Origin of the sequence: Pseudoalteromonas sp. TB41 (assembly GCF_000497975.1) — a bacterium.
Lineage (GTDB): Bacteria > Pseudomonadota > Gammaproteobacteria > Enterobacterales > Alteromonadaceae > Pseudoalteromonas > Pseudoalteromonas tetraodonis.
Window position 1 is genome coordinate 1 of record NZ_AUTH01000084.1, and the last position, 20048, is coordinate 20048.

Consider the following 20048-nt stretch of genomic DNA (forward strand, 5'->3'; position numbering starts at 1 on the left):
ATGGCAAAAGAAAAGTTTGAACGCGTAAAACCGCACGTAAACGTTGGTACAATCGGCCACGTTGACCACGGTAAAACTACACTAACTGCAGCAATCACTAACGTACTTGCAAAAGTATACGGCGGTGTTGCTAAAGATTTCGCATCAATCGATAACGCTCCAGAAGAGCGCGAGCGTGGTATCACAATCTCAACTTCACACGTTGAGTACGATACGCCTACTCGTCACTACGCACACGTAGATTGTCCTGGTCACGCCGATTATGTTAAAAACATGATCACTGGTGCTGCTCAAATGGACGGCGCTATCTTAGTAGTTGCTGCGACTGACGGTCCTATGCCACAAACTCGTGAGCACATCCTACTTTCTCGCCAAGTTGGCGTTCCTTACATCGTTGTATTCATGAACAAATGTGACATGGTTGATGATGAAGAGCTACTTGAGCTAGTAGAAATGGAAGTTCGTGAACTTCTTTCTGAATACGACTTCCCAGGTGATGACTTACCACTAATTCAAGGTTCTGCACTTAAAGCACTTGAAGGCGAAGAGCAATGGGAAGCTAAAATCGTAGAGCTTGCAGAAGCACTAGATACTTACATTCCAGAGCCAGAGCGTGACATCGATAAGCCATTCATCATGCCTATCGAAGACGTTTTCTCAATCCAAGGTCGTGGTACTGTTGTAACTGGCCGTGTTGAAGCTGGTATCATCAACGTGAACGACGAAGTTGAAATCGTTGGTATCAAAGAGACGACTAAGTCTACTTGTACTGGTGTTGAGATGTTCCGTAAGCTTCTTGACGAAGGTCGTGCTGGTGAGAACATTGGTGCACTTTTACGTGGTACTAAGCGTGAAGACGTTGAACGTGGTCAAGTACTAGCTAAGCCTGGTTCAATCAAGCCACACACTACATTCACTTCAGAAGTATACGTACTTTCGAAAGATGAAGGTGGTCGTCATACTCCATTCTTCAAAGGTTACCGTCCACAGTTCTACTTCCGTACAACTGACGTAACAGGTGACGTACAGTTACCAGAAGGCGTAGAAATGGTAATGCCTGGTGATAACGTTAAGATGACTGTAACGCTAATCGCGCCAATCGCGATGGACGAAGGTCTTCGTTTCGCTATCCGTGAAGGTGGCCGTACTGTAGGTGCTGGTGTTGTAGCAACTATCGTAGAGTAATAATTAACGTTTAAGTTAATTGTTAGAAAAGGTCACTTAGGTGGCCTTTTTTAATGGCTGCGATTTACATCATGTGAAGGTGGCGCAGTCACCTTAGGCGTAGGTGCTTTGTCGCAACGTTCAACGAGTAATAATTAGCCTAGCTAATTAATACGAAAAAACCCGAGCTTAGCCTCGGGTTTTTTAATGCCTGCAATAAAATAAAGGTTTCAGGTGCAAGGTTTAAGGTTTTAGGTAATACCAATTCACTTAATTAAGCGGTCTATTTTGAGGCAGGAAAAACGGGGTGATAGCTAGGCAAAAAATTCGCTATTTAGTTGTTCTAAATGAGAATTTTTTAACACAGGTAGCGGCACGTTTAGCCCCGCAAAATGATTGAGTATTATTGCGGATTGGTATAAAGCAGCTCGGTGTAAATTTAACACTGTCACTTGGGTTGAGTTTTATCGCACTTAGAGGGTAAAGCATGAAGGTTCTACACTTACCTTATGCATTGGTGCTTAGTAGCAACGATCGTTGAGTTCTCAATTACTGTAATGCTGCAGGTTTCAGGTTTTAATGAGTGAAGTTTGGCGTTCCTGTTGTTGTCGTAACGAAGTTTAAAGCAGCATTGATACCGCTGCTTAAAAATTAACGAGGCTATTTTAAGGCTTGTTTATCGTTATTTAAGTTGGAACGTTGTTATAATAGGTAATAATTAAATAGTCAGTAGCGCAGAGAGTCCAATGGAACTTGAACAAGATAGCAATTTAACACTTCCTTTATTTATTCTAGATGAAACACTAAGTACCCGTGACTTAGCGCAGCCTGACTTGGAAATTTCAGTTATCTTAAGTGATGAGCTGCTTACTCAACTATGCCAGAACCCCAGTGCTGACAGTAGTATAGGCATTAGCATTGCAGACTATGAGTTGAATATCATCAATTCAAGCTTTGCTACCATAGCGCATAGCGAGCATGACGCTCAACTAACGCTCACCCAAGGCCCTCTATTAAGCGCTGTAGTGACTACAGTTGATGAGCTGACATTCGTATCACCTCAAGTTGATATGATGCCCACGTTCGATTTGGGCGATGAGGCAGAGTAATGAAAAAGATCATTATAAGTACATTTGTACTGATTATTTTAAGTGGCTGTGCCTACCTAGGAAATGCTCATTATAACGAACTGTTTGGTCCCGAAAAAACACAAGCGCGTATTGTTGACGCTAATAGTGGTGATGGCGCCGAATTTCTTCAGCATGTAAAGCCTGTACTCGATAACCGCTGCGTGGTTTGTCATGGCTGTTATGATGCGCCTTGCCAATTAAAACTCTCTTCTCCTGAAGGTATCGACAGAGGCCTCAGTAAAGAGTTGGTTTACGATGGTACTCGGTTGTTAGCCTCAACGCCGAGCCGATTATTATTTGATGCAACCACGACTGAGCAATGGCGTGATAAAGAATTTAGCCCGGTATTAAACGAGCGAGCACAAACTGAAGAAGCCAATTTAGCGGGTAGTGTGTTATTTAATACGCTGGTATTAAAGCAAAGTTCACCCTTGCCAGAAGATGAAGTATTAGATGAACGCTTTGATTTTTCGCTTAGTCGCAACCAAAGTTGTGCGACCATGGGTGAGTTTGACCAATTAGCGGATGAGCAACCGCATGCGGGTATGCCTTATGGCTTGCCTGGAGTGACTGCTGCTGAATTTCAGCACTTACAAAACTGGATTAAAAAAGGCGGGAAAATGGCGCACATCAAGCCGCCATCAGCTGCTGAGCTTGCGCAAGTAAAAAACTGGGAAGCATTTTTAAATCAAGATGGTTTGAAGTACCAATTATCAGCGCGCTATATTTATGAGCATTGGTTTTTAGCACACATCTACTTTAGTGATGCACAATCACCTAACTTTTTTAAGTTGGTACGCTCAAGTACTCCCCCTGGTGAAGACATTAAATTAATAAGTTCTCGTCGCCCTTACGATAATCCAAACGTTGAGCGTGTTTATTATCGACTGCTTCACGACCGTTCTACTATTTTATCAAAAACGCATTTACCGCTTAAACTTAATGATGAAAAGTTGGCACGTATTTACCAGCAATTTATTGCGCCAAATTACACTGTATCTAGTTTACCAAGCTATGAGCCTACCCTTGCATCAAACCCGTTTAAAACGTTTGAAGCACTGCCTATAGATGCAAAATATCAATTTATGCTCGATGAAGCTGAGCTAATTATTATGGGCTTTATTAAAGGCCCTGTTTGTCGTGGTCAAATAGCACTCAATGTGATTAATGATCATTTTTGGGTGGCGTTTGCTGATCCTAAAAAGGTAGCGACTCCGGCGGTAGGTAAAATGCTGGTGCAACATGAGGATGCATTAGAGTTGCCCGCAGCAGAGGAAAGTAATGCGTTACCGATTTCTAATTGGGTCAAATACTCGGTTCGCGAAAAACGTTACTTAAAAGCCAAGGTAGAGCTTGCTAATAATCTGTTCAAAAACGGCGAGCATTTAACCACCGACTTATTGTGGAAAGGGGATGGGCACAATCAAAATGCAGCACTGACTATTTTTCGACACTTTGATAGTGCAACTGTAGTTAAAGGCTTTATTGGCCAACAACCTAAAACTATGTGGGTGCTTGATTACGCGCTGTTTGAGCGTATTCATTACTTGTTAGTTGCGGGCTTTGATGTGTATGGCAATATTGGCCATCAATTAATAACGCGCTTATACATGGACTTTTTACGTTTAGAAGGTGAGCACAACTTTTTAGCTTTGTTACCTGAAGCTCAGCGAGAGACAATTAAACAGAGTTGGTATCGAAAATCACCACCTAGTTTGTCGACCTTTTTTGAAAACAATCGTGAGTTTAGTCAACCCAGCGGTATTAACTATCAAACAGATGAACCGCAATCAGAGCTATATGGCTTAATTAAAGAGGCATTAGAGCCCGTTTTAAGTCCTCGTTATGACTATAAAAAAGTACCCGCACCATTAAGTGCGATTAATACCATGCCTGCTAAAGCAGTTAACTTACTGCCACAGCTATCTTATGTGCTAGTGAAAGAGCAGGATGGCCACAAAGGCTATACGATTATTCACCATAACGCGCACTATAATATTTCGAGTCTACTAAACGAAGATGGACAGCGCGCCTATGAAGAAGATACGGTGACAATTGTTCCGGGCTTTATTGGTGATTACCCTTCTGCAATTTGGTATTTAAATAACGCCCAACAGGTTTCGGCCTTTGCCGAACAGTTACCGCTAATGCAAGTGGAAGCTGATTATCGCGCTTTAAAGTCTAAGTTTGCGATTCGTCGAACTCACCCGCAATTTTGGCAATACAGCGATATTTTACATCAGGTTGCCCGCCAGTACCGAGGTGTTGAATTTGGCATGTTTGATTATAATCGACTAGAAAATCGTTAGGTACACGCTAAACGGTTACAAGAGCCCAGCTTAACTAGCTGGGTTTTTTATATTTAATAATTTAGTAATTAGTTTGCTAAGCTTAGGCTACAGTTAAAACAAAAAAAGTAACCTAGTGTATGTTCAACATTGTTAAGAGTATTCGCAAACGTTACCGTTGGGCTTTAGTTGCTATTGCCTTGTTGGTCAGCGTATCTGCATTACTGATGCAATACTTCTTTTCAGTGCAAAAATACGATGCAAAAATTATCAATATAGCTGGCAAGCAACGTATGCTTTCGCAAAAAATAGCTTGGCATAGCAATGCATTAATTAATCAAACGGATAATCACGCACAACATCTTCAATCGTTAAAACACTCCCTTGAGTTATTTGAACAAGCCCATGAATATTTACTCACTAAAGATGAGCAAGGTGACGCAGTTTATCTAAATACATCTTTATTTGATTTATATTATGCCCCCCCAAGCAACTTAAATGCAGAGGTGTTGGCCTTTATAACGCAAGCTAAAAATTTGGTCTTTCGAAAGGAGGTTATTAATTTGGCTTCGTTTTCTGTGAGCGAAGTTGAAGCATTACTAAAAAAGTTAGACACTGCGGTGAGCTTATTTGAGCAACAAGCGGTAAAAAAGGTTGATTGGATCTCTAGTATTGAACTGCTTTGTTGGTTTTTTACTCTGGCATTATTGTTTTTAGAACTTAGATTTGTGTTTATGCCAATGGAAAAACGAGTTCTAGAAACCTTACAAAAGTATCAACAACAAAAAGAATTTGCAGAGCAGGTAAGTAATAACAAAGAGCACTTTATTGCACGAGCCAGTCATGAATTTAGAACCCCATTACAGGGGTTAATTACCTCGATCGATGAGCTAAAAATTCCCACTTCACAGCAGGATATACAACGCCAAGCTCGGTATTGCTCGGCGAGGTTGTTGGCGATGTTAGATGAATTACAAGATTTACAAGCGCTGAGTTTAAATCGTTGGTCGTTAAACCCGACCTCTGACAACTTACTAACCACCATAAATAAAGTGTTAGTTGTGTATGAATATGGTTGTACTGAAAAAGGGTTAAAGTTAATCAGAGAGTTAGCAGCGAGCTTAGACTGCGCGGTGATTGTAGATCATGCACGCTTACAACAAATAGTTAATGAGCTACTTAGTAATGCATTAAAGTTTACAGAGCAAGGAGAGGTGAAAGTCATCGCTACGCTCAACAATAACCAACTATCGCTGAGCGTCGAGGACACCGGCTGTGGCTTTGATCACCTTATCGAGCAATTAGAATTAGACAGCACTGAGCAAAGTAACCATTTTCAAGGACTCAGAACAGGCCTTGCCCGTGTACAATATATTGTTGATGCCTTAAAGGGTGAAATTCGTTTTGAAAATAATCGTCAGCAAGGGGCATCTGTATTTTTAACATTACCATTAGAGATGGATACTACTTTAAGCAAGTCATCGTCAATGCCTGATAACTTACATTGTTTAGTCGTTGAAGATAACCCACTTAATATGCTGGTACTCACTAAGCTATTAACTGCATTGAACATACACGCTGAATGCGCTGAGAATGGCAAAATAGCGTGTGAAATGGTCGCCAAAAAATCTTATGACGTCATCTTTATGGATTTAAATATGCCGGTTATGGATGGGTTTGAAGCCACTAAAATCTTGCATGATAACGATAAAACACTGCCGATTATTGTGGTTACCGCAAACACCTCTGATAGTGATCTTGCTCGCGCTAAAGCTTGTGGAGCAATAGGTCATATTCATAAACCCATAGATCAGCAAAGCATAATCGCGGCGCTAAACGATGCTTTTCTACCTGAGGTTGATTAAATCTCACTTGCTTAATTATTCCTTATTACGTTAGTTTGAGTTTTTAGCTCTGTTATGGGATCTAACGTGCGCTCAATTTTACTACAGCAATTTAGTGGTTATTTATCTACCGATGACAGTGTTCGGTATTATATCGACGATTTAACTTGGCAAGTAAAGCAGGGTGAACATTGGGTCTTACTCGGGGGGAATGGTGCTGGAAAATCAGCACTCGCAGCAGCGTTAATTGGTGAAGCAAAACAACAAAGCGGGCAACGTCATAGTACCTTTAACAAGCTACAATTAGTGTCAAGTGATCTACAAAAGCAGTTACTTAACACGCATCGTAAAAGTGAAAAGCCACAAAAAGTAACAGACATGCTCTTTGCTGAGCCTCAAATAAATAGCGATTTATGCCAACAGTTAATCACCGCTTTTAATTTTGATGCCTTACTTAATCGTGATTTTACTGATTTATCTACTGGCGAAACGCGTAAATTATTATTAATTAAAGCGCTATCTGCTAACAGTGATTTAGTTGTGCTTGATGAACCATTTGATGGCTTAGACTCTGAATCGGTTGGGCAGCTAAACCGCCTATTACAGCAGTTGAGCGCACAAACCTGCTTTGTGTTTGTGCTAAACCGTGTTGACGAAATTCCAGCGTTTGTTGATCACTTTGCTTATGTGAATAATGGTCGTTTACAACATAGCTTGGCAAAACCGTGTGCAGCAAAACAAGCGGATTTATTCAAATTACTTCATTTAGAGCATACATCATTAAGTATTCCCGATGCGCCTGAGCGCTGTTTTAAATCAGCGACAAACATGCCACTCGTTAAGCTCACTAATGCTCATGTGCGTTACAGCGAACAAACAATTTTTGAAAATTTAAACTGGACGATTAACCAATATCAGCACTGGCAACTCACCGGGAAAAATGGCTCAGGTAAAACCTGTTTATTAAATTTAATTACAGGTGATAACCCTCAGTGCTATAACAATGAGATTGAAGTGTTTGGTTTTAAGCGTGGCACAGGGGAGAGTATTTGGGATATAAAACAGCACATTGGTTATATTTCAAATACGCTACATTTGCAGTATCGAGTGAGTATTTCGGCGCTTAATACTATTATTTCAGGGTTTTTCGATAGTATAGGTTTATATCAACAAGCCAGTGAGTTACAAACGCGTTTAGCTAAAGAGTGGTTGGCACTAATTGGTTTAAGTGACAAAACAAATAGCGCTTTTACCCAGCTATCGTATGGCGATCAGCGACTATTACTGATTGTGCGCGCAATGGTTAAACATCCTGCTTTGCTTATTTTAGATGAGCCATGCTTAGGGCTTGATGAGGCAAATCGTCAACGCGTTTTACTGCTGATTGAAAAGGTGTGTGCTGCAAAAACGAGTACCGTTATTTATGTAAACCATCATGCAGCAGATACCATTAAAGGGATTGAACACACCTTAAAAATGGAAGATTTTAAACCGGCTCACTATGGGCAACAAGCTGCTCATAGTGAGACGCTTATATAAGCTTGTTTATAACTGAGTAACCTTAAACCCTTGGTCGCGAAGTTGTTTAATTAAACCATGCTGCTCAACTAAGTGCAGAGCACCTACCGCAATAAACACCTTGCCTTGTTCAAGTTTAGGCGTGAGTTGAGTGACCCAATTATTATTGCGCTCAATCAGCATCACTTGCTCGCTTTGTTGACCGTATTGGCTGTCATCAAAACTGGTGTGGTAATAGCCGGTTAGGGTTTGCATATCGCCCTTTTTCCATGCATCCACTAGGGTGATAAAGTAGGTATTAATATCGCTTAGTTGCTCAAAAGTTTCTGCCATCATGGCATTGCTTAATGACTCTAAGCCATTAAACATCTGTAGTTGTTGCTCTATGGTTTCAAGCTCCGCAATGTTAATACTGTGCTTTTGCGCGTACTCGAGTATTTGCTTATCGATGCCGTTTTTATCTGAATAGCCCGCGTTTTGAAACTCAATTTGCATCATGGTCAACATAACAGCCCAAGGTTTGAAACTGTTGAACATGGCAATATCAATCGATTTTTTAGCAAAGTAGTCTTTGAGGAGTTGATAATTTTTTTCTGAAAGCTCGCTCTGTAGCGTACGCCCGTTAGTAAGCAGCATAAACGGCATAGAACGTTGTTGCATTTGTAATGGTGATAGTTTACTTATATCCACTTCAACAACAACTTGATTACTGTTATCCAGTGCGTGAGTCACTTTTTGTGGTAGCCCTTTCATGCTGGCATCACCCACATGCACGGTGCCAAATAAATACGAGCTAGCGCCTTGTTTTTCTATTTTGAATAGAGCCGGTGCTGCATAGCCATTGACGCTAAAGGCTAAAAGTAATAACACCATAAATAAATGACTAATACGTAATGACACGTTCATAAAATCCTATCCAAGTTTAAGTCGTTTTATAAATACTAACTTAGTTTACTTTATAGGTAACGTAAAAATGCCTGATTAATCAATCAGGCATTTTTCGGTGTTATTGATACCAATTATTGCTGTAGGCCATGTTGCCATAATTAGCCAGCGCACGAGCTTGCTTGATGAGTGCGCTATCGTTATGTTTGGGGTGTAATTGCTTATTTTTATAAATATAGGTGGTTGCCGGTTTATCTGGCTGCAAAATAACAACGTTATCATTTTGCATGTAAGCAAAGTTTTTATCGTACTGCATCATTGCACGCTGCTTATTTTTGGCCACAGGGCGAGTGAGATCGTGACCAATCATTGGGTGTTCACCGCTGGCGCCAATAAGCGACAGTAAGGTGGTAGGAATATCCAGCTGACTGGCTAATTGATGATCGCGTTTGGGCTTAATACCGTTTCCAAAAATAACCGCAGGAATTCTAAAGTGATCAATAGGTACAAGGCTGGAACCAGACACGCGTGAGTCGTGATCAGCAATCACTATAAACACAGTATCGTCCCAGTAAGATGACTTTTTCGCCTTTTCAATGAATGTGCCTAGGGCATAATCTGCATATTTAGCTGCGTTATTACGGCTTTGCTTTGGTTGCTCAAACAGGGCTATTTTACCGTCCGGAAATTCATAAGGGCTATGATTAGAACTACTAAAAATCAGACTAAAAAATGGCTTTTGCTGTTGTTGTAATTTATTCAGCTCTTTATCTGCTTGAGTAAATAAATCTTCGTCAGATGCGCCCCATGAACCATTAAAGTTAATGTTATCGAAGCTTTCACTATCAACAATATCACTAAAGCCGTTACCCAAAAAGAAGCTACGCATGTTGTCAAAGTGACTTTCTCCACCATAAATAAACTGAGTATGGTAGTCCTGCTTTGCTAAAAAACTAGCCAAGGTAAAAAAGTCACGTTGTGATTTATCGAGTTTTACAACCGCGCGTGAGGGAGTCGGTGTAAAACCGGTTATAACTGCTTCAATACCGCGTACAGAGCGAGTGCCGGTAGCGTATAAGTTATCAAATCCCCAGCCCTGTTGATAAAGTGCATCTATATTAGGCGTTAAGGGTAAGCCACCTAAGGTACCTACATAACGAGCGCCCAAGCTTTCTTGCAGAATAATAACCAGGTTTTTCTTTTTACCTTGGTAGCTTGCCTGATGAAAAGTGCGGGTAGGGGCATTTGGATTATTAAATATTGCTTGAGGATTTTGCATGGTACTGCGTACTGTGGCGAGTAACTCCTCTTGAGGGACCTTGCCATAATATGCCTGACTTGATTGCTCATTGGAGAGCTGTTTTAACGCAAATGCTACGCTATATGATGAATTAAGCGTGAGGTCATTCAGCAAGTGGTCGGTCGAAAATGCCACCATAGCGGGGTTTAATGGACGATGGCCTAATGAATTTCGAGCGCCTAACAGTGTTAGGCTACATATAATAACAGCTAATAGTGATAGTTTTATTGCCCCTAGGGACGAGCGGTTTTGCCATTGCTGAGTAAGAATTTTGTTAGCAAATTTAATGGTGAAAACGAGCGCTAAAACAGCGAAGAGGACTTCGAGTTTGTAACCTGAAAAAATCATTTTAGAGACTTCTTTAGGATAAATAAGGTATTCAATAAATAGGCGATTAGGGCGTAAGTCGTATTCGTTAATAAACGTGGGTGTAATAACCTCAAAAAACACTAACATTGCAGCCATTATTACTAAATACCACTTTACGACTCCTCGAATATAAGCAGTTAATTTGAGAGCATGTGCTGCAAGTGTTAGTAACAAAGCGGGGGTTATGATGTAGCATAATGTTGCTATATCAACACGTAAACCGCCTACAAAAACAAAGTGCCAGGCGCCTTCGGTAAATACACGGCCACTTTGCCACAAACTTAAACCTAATCGCGCAAAAGTTAGCAAGCATAGGAGTGCGAAAAAAAATACCGCTAAAACCCACAATGGCCCCAGTACTTTTTTAGTGCTACTGATTAAGTCCATAGCACAGACCACCAAACTAAAATAGCAATAAGCATGGCGATAAAGACACTGGCGGATGCAATATCTTTAGCTAGGCCTGATAGTTCATGATATTCGCTACCGATGCGATCAACCACCACTTCGACTGCGGTATTGACCAACTCAGCAAATAACACAAACAATAAGCTGGCAATCAAGATTAATTTGCTACTTAAAGTAATTTCTTGCAAGCAGGCAAATACGCCTAGCAAACTAAATAAAACCAACTCTTGCTGAAAAGCAGCCTCAAATCGGCTCATCCATTTTAGGCCGTTAAATGTATGGCTTAAGGTAAAAATTAGGCGCATTAGGCCTTGGCGTTTTATAACGGTTTTATTATTCATATTTTAGTTTCGCTATGGTTAATCGATTGACATGACGCGAGTAAATCTTCAGAGGTTTGGTAGGTTTTACTCGCAACACCGGTTAAGCTTAAAAGGGTATGAAAAATAGCATCGTGTGATTGCGCTAAAGTGCTATTTAAGTTGTTTAGACACTTGGCTGTAATGCGCTGATTATGCTCATCAGCCCAGATGTAAAGAGGCACATGGGTTTGAGCTGTTGGTGCAAATGCATAGGGAAAGCCATGTAAGTATGCGCCATTTTCACCGAGCGACTCGCCATGGTCTGACACATACAGTAATTGCTTATCAATATTAGCTGGCAGTGCCTTTAACTGTTCAATAACTTGAGCGTTGATAAAATCACTATAAGCAATTGTATTATCGTAGGTGTTAACCAGTTCTTCAGCGCTACAGTTTTGAATATCGCTGCGGTCGCAGGTTGGACTAAATTGTTTAAATTTTTCAGGGTAGCGCTTAAAGTAAGTAGGGCCATGTGAACCCATCATATGCAGCACTATAACCGTATTAGCCTGACTCAAATTGGCAAGCTTGTGCTTTAAAGGGGCTAGTAACGCTTCATCAAAACAGTATTTACCATCACATAGTTCAGATGCTTTGGTATCAATATTAATGGTAGGTACGCGCGTGCAGACGTTTTTACAGCCACTGTTATTATCAACCCACAAGACATCTGTGCCTGCTTGTTGTATCAAATCAATTACGTTTTGCTGGTTATCACTGTCTAAACGAGAAAAATTGGCATGAGTTTGCAGTGAAAACATACATGGTACTGACACTGCTGTGGCCGTGCCACACGACGATACGTTATCGAAATAAGTGACATTATGTTTTTGCGTGTATTGGTTGGTATTACGCTCATAGCCTTGGTAGGAAAAATTTTCAGCTCGAGCGGTTTCACCTACCACGATGACAGTAACTCGTGTTGTGCTTGGCGATGCTAAAGTTGGCGTGGTATCAATATTTTTAAATTCAATATCGCTATAAAGTAACTGGTCACGGGCGTATTTGTAGCCACTAGAGAGATATTGAAATGGAATAATTTCTTTTTTAAGAATACGGTTATTACGACCCGTTGCCGCGTAATCGGCGTAAAAGTTAACGACCACTAATGCAATCAGTGCAAAGCTTGCTAAAAGCAGTTTAAGACGGCTAATAACTTCTTTGTATGGACGAGCGCAGTTTATTTTTATTCTACTCAAAATAAAGACAGGTAATGCGGCAAAAAGCAGTAAAAAGCCAACAAGTTGCAGGTTTAAATAGCTTAACGCTTCACTAGAGTCAGTTTCGACGGTGTTTTGTATCATGGAATAATCAAACACCACACCATAGTTCAATGAGCCATATAACGCCGCACTCGAGAGCACTAGCAGCAAGTAGTTAATGGGTTTTAGTATTCCCCGAATAGAAACCACTGAAAAGAATATGATTAGCAAACAAATCAGTAGTAACGGCACAGAAAACAAAAATAGCCATGAAAATGTGTGCAACGAGGTAATAGCGCTAAACGCACCATGCATAAATGGAATATTAATAACTAAGCCGTAATAACAAGCCATAAAAATAATGAATGCATTAGCACTGCAATTAAAATAAAAGCGTTTTTTAGTATTTTCTTGCGGTTGCTTACTGAGTTTGAAAGTTGGGTTCATAACACGCCTCTTTTTCGTGAACGTTGTTATGCTAGGCTGCCAGACTTAAGAAACTCTTAAGAAATCGATTTATTTTAATTTTGTTAGATAAAAATGAGGTGGCTTACTAAAAATTAATCAAACCAGAATTCAGTGTTATAAGAATAGTGAATTTCCTGAGTTGAAATGACGGGATAAAAAATCTATTTAACCTGGTTTAATTGAATTTTAAAACCTGAGTAAGCGTGTTTTTATAATTATTTTGAATTGAATTTGGTGTTGACTTACCGCCCTGAGCGCGGTACTAATATAAAAAGACAGCGAAACAAGATGTTCGCAATGACTAAATCTTAAATGGTACTGAATTTTATGCTTAAAAATGCACTTAACCTAGTCCTGATTATTATCGTGGTGATTATTCCCGCGAGGGCTTCGTAGTGCTTTAAAAAACTAAGCATTGAAAAGCCCTCCGCACTTAACCGTCCGGGGGGCTTTTTAGTTTTAGAGTTAAACTTTTAATGGGTTGTCACACAGGAATGAGGATTTACTAATGACAGGCGCAGAACTAACAATAGATTTACTCGCCAAACACGGCGTAGATGAAGTATTTGGCTACCCAGGTGGTGCTATTATGCCCATTTACGATGCCTTGTATGGTGCGCCTGTAAAACATTATCTTACTCGCCATGAGCAAGGTGCAGGGTTTGCCGCCGTGGGCTATGCACGCAGTACTGGACGTTTAGGTGTGTGCTTGGCAACATCAGGCCCTGGAGCTACTAATTTAATTACCGCATTGGCAGATGCCATGATGGACTCAGTGCCTTTACTCGCTATTACAGGGCAAGTACCAACCGCCGCTATTGGCTCTGATGCTTTTCAGGAAATTGACGTGCTTGGCATGTCGCTTTCGTGTACTAAACACAGTTACATGGTTGAGCGAGCAGAAGATTTAGCCGAAATATTACAAGAAGCGATGCATTTAGCACAAAGCGGCCGTCCAGGCCCCGTTTTAGTTGATATCCCCAAAGACATTCAAATGGCGCAGGTGCCTTTTAAACCTTGGTTAGCGGCAGATGAATACTTACCGCAACTTAATTTAAACCAAGTTGCTATCGCCAATCAATTACTCAGTGAAGCCAAGCAACCCGTAGCGTATGTTGGTGGGGGCGTTCATGCCGCTGATGCGCAAAATGAATTAATGCAATTTTTAAATAAAACGCAGATGCCTGCGGTTTCAACCCTTAAAGCATTGGGCAGTGTATTACCTGATTACGAATATGATTTAGGCATGCTAGGTATGCATGGTGGTCAAGCCGCTAATTTAGCGGTGCAAGAATGTGATGTATTAGTGTGTATTGGTGCTCGCTTTGATGACCGTGTAACAGGCAACTTAGCTAAGTTTGCTGCAAAAGCAAACGTGATTCATTTAGACATAGATGCAGCCGAGGTCGGTAAACGTAAACCCGCAAAGGCTTCTTTAATTGCTGATTTAAAAACCTCACTTCCCGCCCTTGAGTGCGTCGTTACGCCAAAAGCGTGGTGCGATCATAATAAACAAATGATGGTTAAGCATGCATGGCGCTACGACTATCCTGGTGAAAAAGTATTTGCCCCTTATTTACTTAATCAACTAAGCCAGCGTATGCCAAGCACCAGTGTTGTTTGCTGCGATGTGGGTCAGCACCAAATGTGGGTTGCGCAGCATATGAAATTTAACCATCCATGCAACCACTTAAGCAGTGGCGGTGCAGGCACCATGGGATTTGGTTTACCTGCGGCAATCGGCGCACAAATAGCGAGAAAAGATGACTTTGTGATCACCGTATCAGGTGATGGTTCAATCATGATGAATATCCAAGAGCTTGCCACTATTCGTCGTAATAATTTACCAGTAAAAATACTGATACTTGATAACCAGCGTTTAGGCATGGTACGCCAATGGCAGGAGTTATTTTTTGAAGGGCGCTATAGCGAAACTAACTTGTCAGATAACCCTGACTTTGTGCAGCTAGCGGCTGTTTTTGGTATTGCGGGGCAAACGATTACTCATGCCAACCAAGTGGATGATGCAATTACAGCCTTATTAAATAGTGATGGGCCTTACATTGTTCATGCTTGTATTGATGATAAAGAAAACGTATGGCCACTTGTTCCACCTGGGGCTGCTAACGATGAAATGATGACGGAGAAAGCACAATGAAACATAGTTTAACTATTGCCTTAAAAAGCCAAAGTGTCGCAATCGAGCGCTTTTTACGTGTCGTGCGTCATCGTGGTTTTGATTTAACTCACTTGCAGCTCAATATGGACGATGGCCAATATAATATGGCCATGACGGTTGATAGCGATAAACCAATTTATTTGCTTACCAGCCAGTTAAATAAATTGGTTGATGTGAAACATGTCAAGCTGCAAAGCTTACAGCAACAAGCTGTATAACAAAAAATTTAACAGATTTTACGAGTAACTGTTCACGTGGTTACTCATCAATTTTAAGAATGAGGAATGCCCGCATTTATTGCGGCAAATACTGAGGTAACTATGGCTAAATTAAGAAGTGCAACGACTACTGAAGGACGTAAACGCGCAGGCGCAAGAGCATTATGGCGTGCAACAGGCATGACCGACACCGACTTTGGTAAACCAATTATTGCTGTGGTTAACTCATTTACACAATTTGTGCCGGGGCATGTGCATCTTAATCAGCTCAGTGAACTAATGGCTGAAACCATCACCCAAGCGGGCGGTGTTCCAAAAGAATTTAATACCATCGCCATAGATGACGGTATTGCCATGGGGCACGGCGGTATGCTTTATTCACTGCCATCGCGCGATTTAATAGCCGACTCGGTAGAGTACATGGTCAATGGCCATTGTGCTGATGCGATGATTTGTATCTCAAACTGCGACAAAATCACCCCTGGGATGATGTTAGCGGCGCTGCGTTTAAATATACCGGTTATTTTTGTATCGGGTGGCCCTATGGAAGCGGGTAAAACTAAATTAGCCAATATCGATATTAAACTCGATTTAGTAGATGCCATGGTTAAAGGTGCCGATGAATCGGTAAGTGATGCCGACTCAGAGCAAGTTGAACGCTCTGCATGCCCTACCTGTGGGTCGTGTTCAGGGATGTTTACTGCCAACTCAATGAACTGTTTATTAGAAGCAATAGGCCTTGCGCTGCCGGGTAACGGTACCACGCTTGCGACCCACAAAGACCGTAAACAATTGTATGTTGAAGCAGGTGCTCGCATCGTTGATTTATGCCGCGAGTATTACCAAAAAGATAACCAAGACGTACTGCCTCGTGCCATCGCTAATAAAACCGCATTTATGAACTCTATGGTGGTTGATATTGCCATGGGCGGCTCATCAAATACGGTATTACATTTACTCGCAGCGGCACAAGAAGCTGGCGTTGATTTTGATATGTCACACATTGATGAACTTTCACGTAAAACCCCGTTTTTATGTAAAGTTGCCCCAGCTACCGCGCAATACCATATTGAAGACGTACACCGAGCTGGTGGCATGATGGCCATAGTACGCGAGCTTGGTAAAGCCGGCTTGGTTGATTTATCGGTTAATCATGTTGCCGGCATGACCATGGGTGAGCTGGTAAAAAAATGGGATGCAACGGATCCTAATAACGAAGTGGCGCGAAAGTTTTACCGCGCGGGTCCCGCTGGTATTCGTACTACTAAAGCCATGAGCCAAGATTGCCGTTGGGACGAAGGGGATAATGACCGTGAACATGGTTGTATTCGCAGTGTTGAACATGCATTTCGTCAAGATGGCGGTCTGGCGGTACTTTCAGGTAACTTAGCGGTTGATGGCTGTATTGTTAAAAGTGCCGGCGTTGTCGATGAAATGCTGCACTTTGAAGGCACTGCTGTTGTTTATGAGTCTCAAGATGACTCTGTAGAAGGGATTTTAAATAGCGAAGTAAAAGCCGGCGATGTAGTTGTAATTCGTTACGAAGGCCCTAAAGGCGGCCCAGGCATGCAAGAAATGCTATACCCAACCAGCTACTTAAAATCAAAAGGCTTGGCTGAAAAATGTGCCTTGATCACCGATGGTCGCTTCTCGGGTGGTACGTCAGGTTTATCAATTGGCCATGTGTCTCCCGAGGCAGCCAGCGGTGGCGCGATAGCTTATGTTGAAAATGGCGATAAAATTATCATCGATATCGCTACTCGAGAAATCACTTTAGCATTAAGCGATGAGAAACTCGAAGCTCGCAGGCAAAAACAATTGGCTCGTGGTAAACAAGCTTATAAGCCGCTTAACCGCGATCGTTATGTGTCATCTGCGCTTAAAGCGTATGCGCTACTTGCAACCAGTGCCGATAAAGGTGCGGTGCGTGATTTAGCCAAACTGGAGGAGCTTAGTTAGGTATGGTTTCTCAAGAACTCGATTATTTTCGCGCTATTATCCAAGCCAATATGGAGCCTTTAGCTAAGGTGACTGAGGTGAGTGAAATGGCCGAATTGAGTGCACGATTAGGTAATCATGTTTGGTTAAAGCGTGAAGATCAGCAACCGGTGTACTCGTTTAAATTACGCGGTGCTTTTAATAAATTAAATAAGCTGCCAAAGGGCTCGGTCGTGATCACCGCATCGGCAGGCAATCATGCTCAAGGGGTGGCGCTGAGTGCTTCACACCTAGGGCATAAAGCCACCATTGTTATGCCCGTAACGACGCCTGAAATTAAGGTTAATGCGGTAAGGGCATTGGGTGGGGAAGTCGTGTTACATGGTCATCAATTTGATGCCGCAAAGGCGTATGCGCTTGAATTAACTGAGCAGCGAAACGGCGTATTTGTCCCTCCATTTGATGACCCCGATGTCATTGTTGGTCAAGGCACAGTTGCCCGTGAACTAATGCAACAGCTGAACGACTTAGACGTGGTATTTATTCCTGTTGGCGGCGGCGGATTGCTGGCGGGTATGGCGGTATACATTAAATCGCTGCGCCCAGATATCAAAGTGATTGGGGTCGAGGCTAATGAAAGCGCTTGTTTAAAAGCTGCCATGGAAGCGGGAGAGCCTGTAGAGCTAGAAAGAGTAGGAAGCTTTGCCGATGGTGTTGCCGTAAAAATAATTGGTAGCGAAACATTTAGACTGGCGCAAAAGTTTTGCGATGAAGTGGTGACCGTGTCAGATGATGAAATATGTGCTGCCATGCAAGATATTTTTGTATCAACCCGTGCTATTGCCGAACCTTCAGGCGCACTTGCAACTGCAGGGCTTAAAAAATGGTCTCAGCAGTCGGGTTTAAAGGGGTTAAACTTAGCGGCTATTTTGTCTGGTGCTAATTTAAATTTTGATCGCTTACGCTATGTAGCTGAACGTACTGCATTGGGTGAGAAGAACGAAGCATTATTAGCGGTAACAATTGATGAAAAACGCGGTAGCTTTAAACAGTTTTGTGCATCTTTAGGTGGGCGCGCTATTACCGAATTTAACTACCGATATGCGGGGCCTGGCGAGGCGCAAATTTTTGTTGGTATTGCACTGCGCCAAGGATTAGCAGAACTTGAGGAGCTTAAACAAAGCCTAACCGATAATGGCTATTCGTTTTGCGACTTGTCAGATAACGAATTAGCAAAACTTCATGTACGGTATATGGTTGGTGGTAAAGCGCCAGAGCAGCTACATGAACGCTTACTGCGGTTTGAGTTTCCAGAGTACCCAGGTGCATTAGCGCGCTTTTTAGATACACTGGGTAGTAATTGGAATATCACTTTATTTCACTACCGTAATCATGGCGGTTCAACGGGTAATGTATTGGCAGGTTTTGCTATTGAGCCAAGTCAATATGAGATGTTTAATGAGCACTTAAACCGCCTAGGTTACAGTGTTCAAGACGAAACCCATAACCCGTGTTTCACCCAGTTTTTAACCACACAACCTCAAGCAGAAAAGCTTGAAAAGCTCGCCTTAGCATAATCCTATTTTAAGCAGGCATCTTCTGTGGATGCTTGCTTTATCAGCTGCTTTACATATAGTTACGTTAATCACTACGTTTTTTGGAAACTCTCTTTGTTACTTAAAGGAATGATAATTAGCGCCTGCCTTTTTTGTAGCCAGTTAATGGCGCAGGAATCAGTCACACTACAATTAAAGTGGACACATCAATTTCAATTTGCGGGCTATTATATGGCTCAGCAAAAAGGGTATTATGATGAGGCCGGTTTAGACGTTACTATTGTGCCTGCAGATCAAAAACGACCCAATAGTTTTGGCGCGGTAGAGCGTGGTGAAGCCCAGTTTGGGGTTGCGCATTCTGGTATTTTACAGCAGCGTATTGCAGGTAAACCCTTTGTCGCCATGGCTGCCATATTACAGTTTTCTCCTTATTGCTGGATGGTCAAAGAAAGTTCTGATATTTTTCATGCCCGTGATTTTGTCAATAAACGTGTAAGTGAAGTGAGTAAAGAGAGCAATTCTGAGTTGTTAACTATGCTCAAGCGCAGCGGTATAAATACCGAAAAGTTGGCTATATACAAAGGCGATAAATTACAAAAAGCATGGATGGAAAATAAAATAGATGCCATCGAAGTCTATGTTACCGACTTACCTTATTATATGGATCAGCAAGGTATTGCTCATCGACTTATATGTCCACAACGTTATGGTATGGACGTATACGCAGATATTTTATTTACCAGTGATAACATGATTAAGTACCACCCCGATACGGTAGAAAAGTTTTACCAAGCGAGTTTAAAAGGGTGGCGTTATGCGGTAATGAATATGGATGAAGCCATCGCCATTACTCAGCAGTTTTATGCCCCTGAACGTAGTTTTCATCAATTAGCTTATGAGGCCGAAGTGCTAAAAGACTATATTGCGCCGCCAAGCACCAATGTGGGTAATATGTCGATGGCCAAATGGCGTTTAATTGCTGATTTATATGAGATTGACCAAACAAAGTTTGACGAAGTAAAAGCCGATTTTATTTATAAATTTAAAAAACAAGAAACGTTGCAGCTTTCTTGGATGCTGATTGCGGCCATTATTATTAGTATTATTTCTATTCCCCTTTATTTACGGTTAATGTTCAAAGCACGCTAATGGCTAATTTAACCAATAGAAAAGGTGGGAAAGTTAAGTAATCCCCTTGCTCTGCGAGGTTAAAAAAATA

General features: G+C 41.6%; 14 protein-coding genes. 10 read left to right on the top strand and 4 right to left on the bottom strand.

Features of this window, described 5'->3' with window-relative positions; genetic code table 11:
- The 5 genes from tuf (at nucleotide 1) to modF (ending at nucleotide 7965) form a co-directional block, all read left to right on the top strand.
- Nucleotides 1–1185 carry an elongation factor Tu gene (gene tuf, locus L641_RS0112880; protein WP_013463851.1) on the top strand — a complete coding sequence of 395 codons (1185 nt, stop codon included), beginning with the start codon at nucleotides 1–3 and terminating at the stop codon, nucleotides 1183–1185.
- Nucleotides 1186–1910: 725 nt separating this feature from the next.
- Nucleotides 1911–2273, top strand: coding sequence for a hypothetical protein (locus tag L641_RS0112885; protein ID WP_024602113.1), 363 nt, complete (start codon nucleotides 1911–1913; stop codon nucleotides 2271–2273).
- Nucleotides 2273–4603: a fatty acid cis/trans isomerase gene (locus tag L641_RS0112890; protein WP_024602114.1), complete on the top strand. Its 2331-nt coding sequence runs from the start codon at nucleotides 2273–2275 to the stop codon at nucleotides 4601–4603. Before L641_RS0112885 ends, L641_RS0112890 begins: the two co-directional genes overlap by 1 nt.
- A gap of 119 nt (nucleotides 4604–4722) precedes the next feature.
- A complete protein-coding gene (locus L641_RS0112895; RefSeq protein ID WP_024602115.1) occupies nucleotides 4723–6447 on the top strand; it encodes a response regulator in 1725 nt (574 codons plus the stop codon).
- Between the two features lie 66 nt (nucleotides 6448–6513).
- Nucleotides 6514–7965: a molybdate ABC transporter ATP-binding protein ModF gene (modF, locus tag L641_RS0112900; RefSeq protein WP_024602116.1), complete on the top strand. Its 1452-nt coding sequence runs from the start codon at nucleotides 6514–6516 to the stop codon at nucleotides 7963–7965.
- Nucleotides 7966–7971: 6 nt separating this feature from the next.
- Here modF and L641_RS0112905 read toward each other — a convergent pair whose 3' ends face one another.
- The 4 genes from L641_RS0112905 to L641_RS0112920 all read right to left on the bottom strand — a co-directional run bounded on the left by L641_RS0112905 (nucleotide 7972) and on the right by L641_RS0112920 (nucleotide 12917).
- Nucleotides 7972–8850 carry a TraB/GumN family protein gene (locus tag L641_RS0112905; protein WP_024602117.1) on the bottom strand — a complete coding sequence of 293 codons (879 nt, stop codon included), beginning with the start codon at nucleotides 8848–8850 and terminating at the stop codon, nucleotides 7972–7974.
- A gap of 100 nt (nucleotides 8851–8950) precedes the next feature.
- Nucleotides 8951–10885 (bottom strand): LTA synthase family protein, encoded by a 1935-nt coding sequence (locus L641_RS0112910; protein ID WP_013463858.1) that lies wholly within the window; start codon nucleotides 10883–10885, stop codon nucleotides 8951–8953.
- Nucleotides 10876–11247 carry a diacylglycerol kinase gene (locus L641_RS0112915; protein ID WP_008112748.1) on the bottom strand — a complete coding sequence of 124 codons (372 nt, stop codon included), beginning with the start codon at nucleotides 11245–11247 and terminating at the stop codon, nucleotides 10876–10878. The genes L641_RS0112910 and L641_RS0112915 overlap by 10 nt, the downstream gene beginning before the upstream one ends.
- Nucleotides 11244–12917, bottom strand: coding sequence for a phosphoethanolamine--lipid A transferase (locus L641_RS0112920; RefSeq protein WP_024602118.1), 1674 nt, complete (start codon nucleotides 12915–12917; stop codon nucleotides 11244–11246). Before L641_RS0112920 ends, L641_RS0112915 begins: the two co-directional genes overlap by 4 nt.
- Before the next feature lie 529 nt (nucleotides 12918–13446).
- Between L641_RS0112920 and ilvG the strand changes: the two genes are divergently transcribed.
- The 5 genes from ilvG (at nucleotide 13447) to L641_RS0112945 (ending at nucleotide 19978) form a co-directional block, all read left to right on the top strand.
- Nucleotides 13447–15096 carry an acetolactate synthase 2 catalytic subunit gene (ilvG, locus tag L641_RS0112925; RefSeq protein ID WP_024602119.1) on the top strand — a complete coding sequence of 550 codons (1650 nt, stop codon included), beginning with the start codon at nucleotides 13447–13449 and terminating at the stop codon, nucleotides 15094–15096.
- Nucleotides 15093–15335, top strand: coding sequence for an acetolactate synthase 2 small subunit (ilvM, locus tag L641_RS0112930; RefSeq protein ID WP_024602120.1), 243 nt, complete (start codon nucleotides 15093–15095; stop codon nucleotides 15333–15335). Before ilvG ends, ilvM begins: the two co-directional genes overlap by 4 nt.
- Before the next feature lie 102 nt (nucleotides 15336–15437).
- Nucleotides 15438–17294, top strand: coding sequence for a dihydroxy-acid dehydratase (ilvD, locus tag L641_RS0112935; protein WP_024602121.1), 1857 nt, complete (start codon nucleotides 15438–15440; stop codon nucleotides 17292–17294).
- Between the two features lie 2 nt (nucleotides 17295–17296).
- Nucleotides 17297–18850 carry a threonine ammonia-lyase, biosynthetic gene (ilvA, locus tag L641_RS0112940; protein ID WP_013463863.1) on the top strand — a complete coding sequence of 518 codons (1554 nt, stop codon included), beginning with the start codon at nucleotides 17297–17299 and terminating at the stop codon, nucleotides 18848–18850.
- A 144-nt stretch (nucleotides 18851–18994) separates the two neighbouring features.
- Entirely contained in the window at nucleotides 18995–19978 is a 984-nt protein-coding gene (locus tag L641_RS0112945) for an ABC transporter substrate-binding protein (protein WP_042849365.1), read from the top strand.
- The last annotated feature ends 70 nt before the right edge of the window (nucleotides 19979–20048 follow it).

Bases quoted from the DNA above. Each gene is read 5' to 3' on its own strand.
- L641_RS0112945 (WP_042849365.1), top strand. From the start codon at position 18,995: ATGGCGCAGGAATCAGTCACACTACAATTAAAGTGGACACATCAATTT.
- L641_RS0112890 (WP_024602114.1), top strand. From the start codon at position 2,273: ATGAAAAAGATCATTATAAGTACATTTGTACTGATTATTTTAAGTGGC.
- ilvG (WP_024602119.1), top strand. From the start codon at position 13,447: ATGACAGGCGCAGAACTAACAATAGATTTACTCGCCAAACACGGCGTA.
- L641_RS0112910 (WP_013463858.1), bottom strand. From the start codon at position 10,885: ATGGACTTAATCAGTAGCACTAAAAAAGTACTGGGGCCATTGTGGGTT.
- L641_RS0112895 (WP_024602115.1), top strand. From the start codon at position 4,723: ATGTTCAACATTGTTAAGAGTATTCGCAAACGTTACCGTTGGGCTTTA.
- ilvM (WP_024602120.1), top strand. From the start codon at position 15,093: ATGAAACATAGTTTAACTATTGCCTTAAAAAGCCAAAGTGTCGCAATC.
- ilvA (WP_013463863.1), top strand. From the start codon at position 17,297: ATGGTTTCTCAAGAACTCGATTATTTTCGCGCTATTATCCAAGCCAAT.
- L641_RS0112920 (WP_024602118.1), bottom strand. From the start codon at position 12,917: ATGAACCCAACTTTCAAACTCAGTAAGCAACCGCAAGAAAATACTAAA.
- L641_RS0112885 (WP_024602113.1), top strand. From the start codon at position 1,911: ATGGAACTTGAACAAGATAGCAATTTAACACTTCCTTTATTTATTCTA.
- tuf (WP_013463851.1), top strand. From the start codon at position 1: ATGGCAAAAGAAAAGTTTGAACGCGTAAAACCGCACGTAAACGTTGGT.
- ilvD (WP_024602121.1), top strand. From the start codon at position 15,438: ATGGCTAAATTAAGAAGTGCAACGACTACTGAAGGACGTAAACGCGCA.
- L641_RS0112915 (WP_008112748.1), bottom strand. From the start codon at position 11,247: ATGAATAATAAAACCGTTATAAAACGCCAAGGCCTAATGCGCCTAATT.
- L641_RS0112905 (WP_024602117.1), bottom strand. From the start codon at position 8,850: ATGAACGTGTCATTACGTATTAGTCATTTATTTATGGTGTTATTACTT.